This is a genomic window from Novosphingobium sp. THN1 (assembly GCF_003454795.1).
GTDB lineage: Bacteria > Pseudomonadota > Alphaproteobacteria > Sphingomonadales > Sphingomonadaceae > Novosphingobium.
Window position 1 is genome coordinate 1,520,856 of the sequence record NZ_CP028347.1, and the last position, 11,446, is coordinate 1,532,301.

The 11,446-nt window shown below is 64.0% G+C and carries 17 protein-coding genes; 13 read left to right on the forward strand and 4 right to left on the reverse strand.

The window, feature by feature from the left end; all coding sequences use genetic code 11:
• The first annotated feature begins 17 nt into the window (after positions 1-17).
• A complete protein-coding gene (locus tag C7W88_RS07545; RefSeq protein WP_205525274.1) occupies positions 18-2,438 on the forward strand; it encodes a bifunctional diguanylate cyclase/phosphodiesterase in 2,421 nt (806 codons plus the stop codon).
• 23 nt (positions 2,439-2,461) lie between these two features.
• Here the strand turns inward: C7W88_RS07545 and cobS are convergent, their stop codons facing one another.
• Positions 2,462-3,442 carry a cobaltochelatase subunit CobS gene (gene cobS / locus C7W88_RS07550; protein WP_118073076.1) on the reverse strand — a complete coding sequence of 327 codons (981 nt, stop codon included), beginning with the start codon at positions 3,440-3,442 and terminating at the stop codon, positions 2,462-2,464.
• A 79-nt stretch (positions 3,443-3,521) separates the two neighbouring features.
• On the opposite strand from cobS, the gene C7W88_RS07555 reads away from it, so the two are divergent.
• From C7W88_RS07555 to C7W88_RS07605, 12 genes are all read left to right on the forward strand, one after another.
• On the forward strand, positions 3,522-4,169 hold the full coding sequence (locus tag C7W88_RS07555; RefSeq protein ID WP_118073077.1) for a glutathione S-transferase family protein: 648 nt from the start codon (positions 3,522-3,524) through the stop codon (positions 4,167-4,169).
• A 125-nt stretch (positions 4,170-4,294) separates the two neighbouring features.
• Positions 4,295-4,900, forward strand: coding sequence for a TetR/AcrR family transcriptional regulator (locus tag C7W88_RS07560; protein WP_240344878.1), 606 nt, complete (start codon positions 4,295-4,297; stop codon positions 4,898-4,900).
• A gap of 6 nt (positions 4,901-4,906) precedes the next feature.
• Complete coding sequence (locus C7W88_RS07565; RefSeq protein WP_118073079.1) at positions 4,907-5,272, forward strand: DUF1428 domain-containing protein; 366 nt, start codon at positions 4,907-4,909, stop codon at positions 5,270-5,272.
• Positions 5,269-5,469 carry a hypothetical protein gene (locus C7W88_RS07570; RefSeq protein ID WP_118073080.1) on the forward strand — a complete coding sequence of 67 codons (201 nt, stop codon included), beginning with the start codon at positions 5,269-5,271 and terminating at the stop codon, positions 5,467-5,469. Before C7W88_RS07565 ends, C7W88_RS07570 begins: the two co-directional genes overlap by 4 nt.
• A complete protein-coding gene (locus C7W88_RS07575; RefSeq protein ID WP_118073081.1) occupies positions 5,466-5,954 on the forward strand; it encodes a VOC family protein in 489 nt (162 codons plus the stop codon). Before C7W88_RS07570 ends, C7W88_RS07575 begins: the two co-directional genes overlap by 4 nt.
• The gene (locus C7W88_RS07580) at positions 5,954-6,610 is read left to right on the forward strand and encodes a glutathione S-transferase family protein (protein WP_370073210.1); all 657 of its coding nucleotides are present in this window, start codon (positions 5,954-5,956) and stop codon (positions 6,608-6,610) included. The genes C7W88_RS07575 and C7W88_RS07580 overlap by 1 nt, the downstream gene beginning before the upstream one ends.
• Before the next feature lie 17 nt (positions 6,611-6,627).
• Positions 6,628-7,068 (forward strand): SRPBCC family protein, encoded by a 441-nt coding sequence (locus C7W88_RS07585; protein ID WP_118073083.1) that lies wholly within the window; start codon positions 6,628-6,630, stop codon positions 7,066-7,068.
• A 31-nt stretch (positions 7,069-7,099) separates the two neighbouring features.
• Positions 7,100-8,062: a cyclic nucleotide-binding domain-containing protein gene (locus C7W88_RS07590; protein ID WP_118073084.1), complete on the forward strand. Its 963-nt coding sequence runs from the start codon at positions 7,100-7,102 to the stop codon at positions 8,060-8,062.
• Positions 8,062-8,319 (forward strand): hypothetical protein, encoded by a 258-nt coding sequence (locus C7W88_RS22595; RefSeq protein WP_162895948.1) that lies wholly within the window; start codon positions 8,062-8,064, stop codon positions 8,317-8,319. Before C7W88_RS07590 ends, C7W88_RS22595 begins: the two co-directional genes overlap by 1 nt.
• Positions 8,229-8,975, forward strand: coding sequence for a class II glutamine amidotransferase (locus tag C7W88_RS07595; RefSeq protein ID WP_162895949.1), 747 nt, complete (start codon positions 8,229-8,231; stop codon positions 8,973-8,975). The genes C7W88_RS22595 and C7W88_RS07595 overlap by 91 nt, the downstream gene beginning before the upstream one ends.
• 43 nt (positions 8,976-9,018) lie before the next feature.
• The gene (locus tag C7W88_RS07600; RefSeq protein WP_118073086.1) at positions 9,019-9,378 is read left to right on the forward strand and encodes a hypothetical protein; all 360 of its coding nucleotides are present in this window, start codon (positions 9,019-9,021) and stop codon (positions 9,376-9,378) included.
• 64 nt (positions 9,379-9,442) lie between these two features.
• Complete coding sequence (locus tag C7W88_RS07605; protein WP_370073211.1) at positions 9,443-9,700, forward strand: hypothetical protein; 258 nt, start codon at positions 9,443-9,445, stop codon at positions 9,698-9,700.
• On the opposite strand, the gene C7W88_RS07610 is transcribed toward C7W88_RS07605, so the two are convergent.
• From C7W88_RS07610 to C7W88_RS07620, 3 genes are all read right to left on the reverse strand, one after another.
• Positions 9,701-10,441 carry an SDR family oxidoreductase gene (locus C7W88_RS07610; RefSeq protein WP_118073087.1) on the reverse strand — a complete coding sequence of 247 codons (741 nt, stop codon included), beginning with the start codon at positions 10,439-10,441 and terminating at the stop codon, positions 9,701-9,703. It lies immediately after the preceding gene.
• Positions 10,442-10,564: 123 nt separating this feature from the next.
• Positions 10,565-11,017: a nuclear transport factor 2 family protein gene (locus tag C7W88_RS07615; RefSeq protein WP_162895950.1), complete on the reverse strand. Its 453-nt coding sequence runs from the start codon at positions 11,015-11,017 to the stop codon at positions 10,565-10,567.
• Positions 11,018-11,030: 13 nt separating this feature from the next.
• A complete protein-coding gene (locus tag C7W88_RS07620; RefSeq protein ID WP_118073089.1) occupies positions 11,031-11,420 on the reverse strand; it encodes a nuclear transport factor 2 family protein in 390 nt (129 codons plus the stop codon).
• Positions 11,421-11,446 lie beyond the last annotated feature (26 nt).

Consider the following 11,446-nt stretch of genomic DNA (forward strand, 5'->3'; position numbering starts at 1 on the left):
TGACCTATCCGGCAGTGATGGACAGGGTTCGGGGCAGGATCGGGCTGGAAAGGCTGTGGCAGTGGCTACTGTCGCAGCCCGGCTCGTTGCTGCATCTGTTGCGCTATCACATCGAGCCGGGCGAGGCCGAGTGGTTTGCACAGCGCAAGCTGGAATACATCAATTCCCTTAGCGGCAACCTGTTCGAAGCGCTGCGCATGGCGTTGTTGCTGGCGATTTGCGCTCCGGGCCTTACCTGGCATTTCTATGTTTGCGCCGTGCTGCTCCTCGCGCAGATGCGGGTCGGCTTGACCGAACTGCGCCGGAAGGAAAGCTGCGGACAGTACGCGCCATCCGAAATGGTCGAGATCTGGGCGAAGGGCATCTGGCTGCGCGCGATATTCCTGGCGGCGTTTACCGCCTGCTGCATCATCGCGGTGCCGACGGAGCGGGTTGGCGCGCTGATCATCTATGTGCTGGTGCTGGCGCAGTTGGAACTGTTGCTGCAGTTCACGATGCCGGTTGCCGGGATCATCTCGCAGACGATCTCATTGGGCCTGACCACAATCGCCCTGCTGTTCCGGCAGGATATGCGTGGAGAGCTGATTTTGCCGGTCATGGCGCTGCAGCTGCTTGCCCTGCACGTCATGCTTTTCAACCTGCACTACATGTTCGCCACGCGCATCCTGCGGACGCGGCGGTTGAAATCTGCCAACGAGACGATCCAAAGCCTGCTCACCGAATACGAGACCCACGCCAGCGACTGGATGCTGGAAACTGACGCGAGCGGGCGGATCGTTGTGCCATCGGACCGGCTATGCGCGGCCTTGGGCCGGACTGCGGCCGAGCTGGAGGGCGTCAAGCTCATCAATCTTCTTGTCGCCGGGGCGGAGGCAGAGGCGATGCGAGTGGCAGCTCGAAAGCTCAAGCCATTTCACGATTTGGTTGTGCCGGTGGTGATTGATGGGGATCTTCACTGGTGGTCGGTGACGGGAAATCCGGTCTATGACGACCTCCGGCATACGGGGTTCCGTCTGTTCATAAGAGACGTGACCGACCGCTATACGGCGGAAAGCCAGGTACGCTTCCTTGCCGACCATGACAGCCTGACTGTCCTGCCCAATCGCCACAATTTCCAATCACGGCTGGAATCTGCGCTGGATGGTGCAGATGCGGACAATCCGTTCGCGGTGCTCTATGTCGATCTCGATCACTTCAAAGCGGTGAACGACACGCTGGGCCATCAGTTCGGCGATAGCGTCTTGGTTGAAGCGGCATGGCGCATCAAGTCCGCCCTTGGCGGCAAGGATTTCGTGGCGCGATTGGGTGGCGACGAGTTTGCGTGCATTGTCGATAGATTCGATGCGATCGAAGACCTGCGGCTGGCTGGCAAGGCCATCGTCGAGGCGATTAGTCAGCCAATGGAAATCGAGCGCCGCACCGTTCGCATCGGTGCAAGCGTCGGTATCGCGTTTGCGCCCGAACACGGGCCGACTTCGGAAGTCCTGCTGCGCAGCGCTGACCTTGCGCTGTACGAGGCGAAATCGCGCGGTCGCGGATCGGCGATCGTCTATGATCCGGCCATGGAGGAACTGAAGCAGGAGCGCGGGCGGCTGGAGCTGGATTTGCGCAGTGCCCTCGCCGATGGGGAATTCGAGCTGCACTACCAGCCGTTGCATGAGCTTGCCGGAGACCGGATTGCCGGGTTCGAGGCCCTGCTGCGATGGCGACACCCCGAGCGTGGACTCATCCCGCCCGACGTCTTCATCCCGATTGCCGAGCAGACCGGCCTTATTGTTGCTCTGGGCGAATGGGTTCTGCGCGAGGCGTTGGCGGAAGCGGCTACCTGGCCGGCGGACATGACGGTGGCTGTGAACGTGTCGCCAGCGCAAATGGCGGATTTCACCTTGCTCAAGCAGGTGATTGCGGCGCTGTCGGCGAGCGGCTTCGATCCGCATCGGCTGGAGCTGGAGATTACCGAGACGATGCTGATGCAGGAATGCGACGAGCACCTGCAACAGCTTGAGCGCCTGCATGCCCTGGGCGTGAGGATCGCGCTCGATGATTTTGGGACGGGATATTCGTCGCTGAATTATCTGCGCAGCTTCCCGTTCGACAAGATCAAGATCGACCGCTGCTTCATCACCGAGATGAATGCCGGGAGCGAGAGTAGCGCGATCATCGAGGCGGTGCTGGATCTGGCGAGCAAGCTCAACATGCAGACCATCGCCGAGGGCGTTGAATCCGAGGAGCAATTGGCGAGCCTGCGCGCCTTGGGTTGCGAGCAGGTGCAGGGCTATCTGATCAGCAGGGCAATTCCGGCCGCTGACCTGCCGATTACCCGACGTTTTGCGAGGCAGGACTGCGGCATCGAGGCTGTCACGCCCCTCATGCCCGAATACCAGCCAGTGGCCGATGCGATTCCCGGCGCAGACATCCAGGAGGCCCGGCGGGCCTGAGCCCGCCGTTGCCATTACCCGTTTCAGCCGCGGTGTGCGACGCTTTCAGGCAGGTCCTTGCCGAAGACGCGCTGGTAGTATTCGGCCACGAGCACGCGCTCGGTCTCGTCACACTTGTTGAGGAACGAGAGGCGGAACGAGAAGCCGACGTTGTTGAAGATCTGGCTGTTCTGCGCCCAGCTGATCACCGTGCGCGGGCTCATCACGGTCGAGATATCACCGTTGATGAAGCCTTGGCGGGTCAGGTTCGCAACGCGCACCATGTCGGCCACGATCTTCGGATCGAGCGTCGGCACCTTCTTGCTGACGATTTCGACCTCGGTCGAATCGGGCAGATAGTTCAGCGCGACGACGAGGTTCCAGCGGTCCATCTGGCCCTGATTGATCGCCTGCGTGCCGTGATAGAGGCCCGAGGTGTCACCCAGACCCACCGTGTTGGCGGTGGCGAACAGGCGGAAGTGCTTGTTCGGACGGATCACGCGGTTCTGGTCGAGCAGCGTGAGCTTGCCTTCGGTCTCCAGCACGCGCTGGATCACGAACATCACGTCGGGGCGGCCGGCGTCGTACTCGTCGAACACCAGCGCGGTCGGCGTCTGCAGCGCCCAGGGCAGCAGGCCTTCGCGGAACTCGGTGACCTGGAGGCCATCGCGCAGGACGATGGCATCGCGGCCGACGAGGTCGATGCGGCTGATGTGGGCGTCAAGATTGATGCGGATGCACGGCCAGTTGAGGCGGGCGGCAACCTGTTCGATGTGGGTCGACTTGCCGGTGCCGTGATAGCCCTGGACCATCACGCGGCGGTTGTAGGCAAAGCCCGCAAGGATCGCCAGCGTGGTGTCCGGATCGAACACGTAGGTTTCATCGCGATCGGGCACGCGCTCATCGGCGCGGCTGAACGCGGGGACCTTCATGTCGATGTCGATGCCGAAGGTCTCGCGGACATCGATTTCGGTGTCGGGCGCGGCGAGCAGCGTCGTCGCGTGGCTGTTCGGAAGTTCGCTCATCGCTGCCTCGCCTATACGGGCGGGCGCGGCGCTGCAATAAGGTTTCACGGAACCTGTCCGTTAGAATGGGAGAATTTCGATGAAGCTCTACGGCGCGATGCTTTCGCCGTTCGTGCGCAAGGTGGCGGTTGTCCTTACGGAAAAGGGCATTTCCTTCGATCTGGCACGGGGCGGGCCGGGGAGCAGCGATCCCGAATTTCTCGCCTGCAGCCCCTTGGGCAAGATTCCGGCGATCGACGACGACGGCTTCCAACTGGCCGATTCGACTGCGATTGCGATGTACCTTGATGCTCAATACCCCGAACCGCGTCTGATCCCGGACGATGCCAAACTGCGCGGCAAGGCGGTGTTCTGGGACGAGTTTGCCGACACCGTGCTGGGCGCGTCGGGCCTCAAGATCCTGTTCAACCGCCTCGTCGGTCCGAAGCTGATCAAGACCGGTGGCGATGAGGCGATTGCCCTGCAGGGCGAGGCCGAACTGCCGCGCTGGGTGGACTGGCTGGAAACGGCTGTGCCGGACGAGGGCTGGCTGCTGGGCGAGAGCTTCAGCCTCGGCGACATTGCCGTCGCCTCGATGTTCCGCACGCTGGCCTATGTTGGCCACGGTGTCGACGCAGCGACGCGGCCCAAGACGGCAGCGTGGTATGCGCGTGTCACGGCGCGGCCAGCGTGGGCGGCGGTGGCGGCGATGGAAGAGCCGATTGCGCGGCGCATCATGGCCATGTGACCTCGGGGTGCGGGAGGGCGGGTTGCGTCCTCCCGGAAACGCCTCATCGCTTTGCGCTTGTGGCATACCAACTGGTTGGTATGCCCGGCCGGGTGATCCCGAATCGATCCTTTCGACCTCCGGCAGTGACCGCGAAGGACAAGCTGCTTGAGGCGGCGGTAAAGCTGATCCGGTCGAACGGCTTTGCCGGGACCTCGGTCGATCAGCTTTGTGCCGAGGCCGGGGTGACGAAGGGTGCGTTCTTCCATCACTTCGCCTCGAAGGAAGCGCTCGGCGTGGCGGCGGCAGAGTACTGGTCGGCGAGCACCGGCGGGTTCTTCGCCGAGGCGCCCTTTCACGCCCTGCCCGATCCGGTCGACCGGGTGCTGGGCTACATCGATCTGCGTATCGCTCTGATCGGCGGGCCGCCGGAGGCCTTCTCGTGCGTGGCCGGGACCCTGGTGCAAGAAGCGTTTCGATCGAGCGCGGCAATTCGCGTCGCGGCTGAAGCCAGCATCATGGCCAATGCGCGGGCGCTTGAAGCGGATCTCGACGCAGCGGTGGCACAGTGCGGCGTAGCGAGCACGACAGGAGCCAGCCTTGCGCGGCATGTCCAGGCGGTGATTCAGGGCGCGTTCGTCCTGGCCAAGACCCAGCCCGATGAGACCGCCGCGGAACTGGCGCGAGAGCAACTGGCGCACCTGAGGCGCTACCTCGCGATGTTGTTCGGGAGAGATGCCGGAGAGGAGTGAAGGCCCATGCCCTATGTAGACGGGTTCGTGCTGGCGGTGCCGACCGCCAATCGCGAGAAGTACGAGGCAGTCGCCCGCAAGTTCGACGCCATGCTGGTCGAGCATGGCGCGCTGCGGGTGGTCGAGGCTTGGGGAGAAGATGTGCCCCATGGCAAGCGCACGGATTTCCACCGCGCTACTGAGGCGACAAGCGAAGAGACAATCGTGTTTAGCTGGGCGGAATGGCCTGACCGGCAGACCCGCGATGCCGCGCACGCCGCGATGGAAAAGCTCATGTCCGAAAGCAGCGAGCCGATGGACATGCCCTTCGACGGGACGCGGATGATCACCGGGGGCTTCACCACGATGCTCGATCTGGGGCAGAGGGTGTGAGCCGCGCTGTTCCGTTCTGCTGGTACGAATTGATGACCAGCGATGACGAGGGCGCGGCGGACTTCGACCAAGCGGTGGTTGGCTGGAGCTTTTCTGCGCCCGATCCGCAGTCGCCGATGGATTATCGCATGATCGCGCGCAGCGATTGCGGTGCCAATGGCGGGGCGCTGACCCTGATCGCGGAGATGCAGGCATGACCGTCCCTCCAGTAACGGTGTGCCTGTGGTACAACGGCGACGCCGAGGAGGCGGCGAGTTTCTACGCTGCAACATTCCCCGACAGCCATGTCAGAGCCAGCCATCGCGCGCCGACCGATTTTCCTGGCGGTTCCGCCGACACGGTGCTGACAGTCGATTTCACCGTACTCGGCATTCCGTGCATCGGCCTCAACGGCGGCCCGCTGTTCCCGCATAGCGAAGCGTTCTCGTTTCAGGTCGCGACCGATTCACAGGAGGAAACCGACCGTTACTGGAACGCCATCGTCAGCAATGGTGGTGCCGAGAGTGCTTGCGGCTGGTGCAAGGACAAGTGGGGCCTGAGTTGGCAGATCACCCCGCGCGTCCTCACGAACGGGATGGCCCATGGCGATCCCGCCGTCCGCGCCCGCGTCTTCACCGCAATGATGACCATGCACAAGATCGATCATGCCGCGATTGAGGCCGCAGTCCGAGGAGAAGCCTGATGCTCGCGCTCTACGGTCACCCGTTCTCATCCTACACATGGAAGGCGCTGATCGCGCTTTATGCCAATGGCACGCCATTCACATTCCATAGCCTTGATGCGGAAAACCCTGAGCACGAAGCCGCCTATGCACGGGTCCAGCAGGCCAGTCCGATGGGCAAGTTTCCGCTGCTGGTAGATGGGCAGCGCGAGGTGTTCGAGGCGACCTCGATCATCGAGTATCTTGCGCTTCATCATCCCGGTCCCGCGCCGCTCATGCCTGTGGAAGCAGACGACGCGATCCGCACGCGCATGATTGACCGGGTATTTGACAATTACGTGATGAACGCGATGCAGGACAGCATCGACGATGCGATCCGGCATGGGGCGGTCTCGGCCGAAGTGCAGGCGCGGGTCGAGCAGCGCGTCACGCGCGCCTATCGCTGGATCGACGCATGGCTGGCGGGATATGCGATGCCCGCGACGATCAGCCTGATCGAATGCGCCGCCGCGCCCTCGCTGTTCTACGCCGACTGGGTGGTGCGCATCCCCGATGACTGCGCCCGCCTGCGGACGTGGCGCGCGCACCTTCTGGCATTGCCGCCGGTCGCGCGCTGCGTCGAGGATGCCCGGCGGTTCCGGCACTACTTCCCGCTTGGTGCGCCCGATCGCGATTGACATGCAAGGAGACAGACATGCACGAGCTTTCGATCACTCGGTATATTGCGGCCAGCCCGGTCAAGGTCTGGGACGTGCTCGCCAACCGGCAGGAGGAATGGTGGTGCCCCAAGCCGTGGCACATCACCATGGTCGCTCAGGAGCGTCGGCCCGGAGGCCGGTCGGCGATGGTCATGCACGGCCCGGATGGCGAGGAGATGCCGCAGGAGGGGATATTCCTCGCCTGGGAGGAAGGCCGGCGGTTTATCACGACAGATGCGGTGACGCATGACTTCGAGCCATCGGGACCGTTCATGATCGGTATCTGGGAAGTGGCGCCGGAGGGCGATGGCACGCGCTATACCGCCAGCGCCCGGCACTGGACCGAGGAGGCCATGCAGAGCCACGCCGAGATGGGCTTCGAAGCCGGGTGGAACGCCTGCGCCGACCAGTTGCAGGCGCTCGCCGAGGCAGATTGACGTTACGGCGGGGCAGGCGCAATCTCCCGCCATGGGAGAGAGAGCGCAGGCACCGGCGCAACTTGCCGGGTTCGATCGCGAGACGTGGGCGGCACTGCTGGGCAATGCCTCGCCGTTTGCCGTCGGCGCGGGAGAGGTGCTGTTCCGGCAAGGCGATCATGCCGATGCACTCTACCTTGTCGAAAAAGGCCTGCTGGAAATCGCCGCGCGCATCCCGGGTGACGACAATGCGGTAATCTCGGCGATCCGTCCCGGCGAAGTCGTGGGCGAGTTTGCGCTGCTGGACGACGGCCCGCGTTCGGCCCGGGTCAAGGCGGTTGAGGACACGTGCGGGCTGGTGGTGTCAGGCCGCCGCTTTCGGGCGCTGCTGGCCGATGGCTCGGACTGGGCCATGCAACTCGGCCACGCCTTGCGCCGCCTCGTGGCCGCGCGCACTCGGCAGACATTGGAGCGGATCGTTTCCGAGGGGCATTTCGATCCTCTTTCGCTGCGGCAATTGCATTCCGGCCCGGGACCGGTCCCGTCGCGTGTCGATGCTGCCGCGCTGGCGCGAGGGCTTGGTCGCCTGAAGGGGATCGAGAATGTTGTGGGGACGGGGACGCTGCTGGAAGCGCGGCGGGGTGCTAAGGTCGCTGCTCCCGGCGATAGCCAGGACGGCCTGTTTCTTGTCTTGCGCGGGGCAGTGCGCGCAGCGGTGCCACGGGGCGCAATGGCGGAGCAGGTCTTCGTGTTCGGACCCGGCTGCTTTGTCGGCCTGACCGGCCACAGCGACGGCGGGCCGCAGCCCCTGCTGGTGACGGCGGCGGAACAGGCGCAACTTGTCCATCTTCCTGGCCATACGCTGGCCGCGCTGGAGAGAGAGGCGCCGCCGTGGCTGCCCGCGCTCCACGCCGCATTCGGTCGGCAACTGGTGCAGGACCAGCGCAAGGCCAATCGCCATCTCGGGCGCTCGCTGTCCCTGGCGCGGTTCAACCATGCCGGGGAGCTGGGCTGATGTGCCGCATCCTGAGCTATCTCGGCACGCCAGTCCTGCTCGACGACCTGCTCTATGCGCCTGATTCCTCGCTGCTCAACCAGACCATCGGCGCGCAGATGCTGCAAATGCTGAATCTGGCAGGCTTCGGCATGGCGGCGTGGGACGAAGCAAGCCATGCCCCAACGTGCCCTTCCGCTATCGCACGACGCAAGTCGCGCTGTTCGACCGCAATCTCAAGGCGCTGGCCGGAAAGCTGCGTTCATCCGCACTGCTAGCCCACATTCGCGGCGTGCCCTACAACTCGACCGTCCAGATCAACGAGCAGAACTGCCATCCCTTCCGCTTCGATGGGGTGCCCCTGTCCATGGCGCACAACGGTGATCTTGCGGGATTTCGCGACATGCGCTTCGATCTTGCCCCGCATATCCGGCCCGAGTTCGCCAGGCAGATCCAGGGCTCTACCGACAGCGAATGGATCTATGCGCTGGTCGTCTCGGCACTTCCCGATCCGGGCGGGATCAACGAGCCGGACGCCATCCTCGCCGCCATCCGCCATGCCTTGAGCGTGCTGCGCGAGGCGCGGGCGCGGCATGGGATTACGCGGTCGAGTTCGACCAACCTGATGTTCTGCGATGGCACCAACCTCGCTGCGGTGCGTTTCACTTTCGACTTCGGGCACTTCGATGCGGGCGCGCTGCAGGGCAGCTCGGAGTATCTCTCGATGTGGTACACCTGCGGACGCGACTATGGCCTGCACGAGGGCGAATGGAAGTTGACCGGCGGCGCCATCGATGCCGACAGCGTGATTGTCGCTTCCGAGCCGCTGACCCGCGATTTCGCCACGTGGATCGAGGTGCCGGAGTATTCGGCGTTGCTGGTGCGGCGCGATGGGGCAAGGCGGCGGGCGGAAATTCACGCTCTGGAAGTCTGACTGACGCCTGTTACTCTGCATGCGGCAGAGAAGGGGATTTCCAATGAGCCTGTTCGATTCGATCCTTGGCCAGGTGGCCGGCAATGTCGATGTGAAGAACCTTGCGGCAAAGGTCGGCATCGATCCCGACATGGCGGAGAACGCGATTGCGGCGCTGGCGGCGGGGCACCAGTCGAAAGGCGACACGATCGAGACGGCAGCGGCCAATTCCGGGCTCGATGCTTCGAAGCTGCAGGAGATCGTCGGCCATATCGGCGGCGAGGGCGCATTGGCGAGCTTTGCCTCGGCGCTCGGCCAGAATCCCGATGCGCTGAGCAAGGTTTCGGCGTTCCTTGACAGGGACGGCGACGGCAATCCGCTCGACGATCTTGCCGGTATGGCCAAGGGCCTGTTCAGCCGCTAACGGATTCTGATTGGCGGCACCGGCCCGCTCCTCCGGCCCGACCACCCATAGGAGGCACTGCCGGGTGGTCGGGCCGGAGGAGCGGGCCGGTGCCGCATTCAAGGAATCCTGCATGCTTGATGCCGCGCTTTCGCTGATGATGCTGGCCGCCATTGCTCTGGTCGGTGGGGCGGTGTTCCTGCTGCGCCGGGGTGAGCGCAAGCGGCCGGTGCTGATGCTGACGCTCGCCGGGATCATGGTGTTGAACCTGATCATCTGGACGCTGCCAGATAGCACAGGCACTACGCTGAAGGGCGCGGCCGAGGCGGGGCCGAACCAGTAGTCAGCCCAGTTCGATGCACCCGCCATCGACGCTGAGGTCCACGCCGTTGATGAAGCTGGCCTCCGCACTGGCGAGGAACAGCACCGCGCACGCCACTTCTTCCGCAGTGCCCATGCGGCCGATCGGCACGACCGACGAGAGCATGTCGCGCATCCCTTGGATCTCGTCAGGCGTAGCGTCGCGCTTGAAGATTTCGGTGTCGGTCGGGCCGGGGCTGACCATGTTTACCCGGATACGGCGCGGCAGCAGTTCCTTGCCGACGATGCGCGCCATCGCCCTGAGGCCAGCCTTGGCGGCGGCATAGGCGACATTGCCGGGCACCGCGGCGGTCGATCCGATAGAGCCGGTGATGACGATCGACCCGCCGTCGCGCATCATTGGCAGCGCCTTCTGGATCGCAAAGAACGCGCCGCGCAGGTTCACTGTGTGGATATGGTCCCAGAACTCGGGCGTGACGTCGGGGACCATTGCGAACCCGCCGACGCCAGCGTTGACGAACAGCACGTCGATTCCGCCAAGCGCGTCCTCGATCTCGCCCAGCGCCGCTTCGGTCTGGCCAAGGTCGCCGATGTCCGAGCGGACGCACAGGGCATCAAGCTCTTCGGCCACCGCACGCAAGGTTTCGGCGTTGCGCCCGGTGATGGCGAGCTTGGCACCCTCGGCGGCAAACATTCGCGCTGCGGCAAGGCCGATGCCAGCGTTGCCGCCAAGGATTGCCACGCACTTGTTGTCGAACCGCATAGTTCGCTGCTCCTAGTCCAATTCTTCGTCGCCCCGGCGCAGGCCGGGGTCCATTGCCTCTCTGTCCCGCACGATTGCGCCGTTATGGATCCCGGCCTGCGCCGGGATGACGGGCAGGGAGTTTCAAAACATCGTGTTGGTATTGGCCGAAGCCTCCGGCACGGGCGAAAGCACGTCCCAATGCTCCATCACCCGGCAGCCCTCGACACGGAAGATGTCAACCACGGCAAAGCCCCGCTTGGCCGCTGCGTCGCCGTTTTCAATCCAGCCGTGACTATGGACCGCGACAAGATTGCCATCGGCGATGATGCGGTGGATCGTCGTGCGCTGGCCGGGGTTTTCGGCCACGAACTTCTCGAGGAACCCGATGGCGGCTTCACGGCCGGTGGCGGCATAGGGGTTGTGCTGGATGTAACCGGGATCGACCCAGCGCTCGAACGAGGAGCGGACCTTCTTCTGGATGTAGAACTCGTCCATGAAGTTGCTGACGACCTGCTTCGGGGTCAGCTTGCATTCCTTCGCCTGCGCGGCACTGGCGGTGAGGGCGAGGGCAATTGCTGCGAATACGAGGCGCATCGTTCTTCTCCCTTCAAAACATGCTGTTGGGGTTGACCGGCTGGGCCGGAACATCCTGAATTACGTCCCAGTGCTCGACGATCATGCCGTCTTCCACCCGGAAGATATCGACCACGGCAAGGCCCGGATCGCCCGGCCAGCGCACCACATGGGTGTGGGTGATGACATGGTCGCCATCGACGAAGCTGCGGTGGATGGTCTGCGTGGCCTCGGGCGATTCGGCTCGCACGCGGTCGAGGAAGCCCTTGAGCGCCTCTACTGTCGGCTCGGCCAGCGAGGAATGCTGGACGTAACCCGGCGCGATGTAGCGGTCGACCGCGCTGCTATCCATCGCGATCAGGACCTTGTGATACATCTCCAGCACGAGGTCGTGGTTGGCCTGTTCCGCCTGTGTCCGCGCCATGCGCCTCTCCCCTTTATTTATAACAA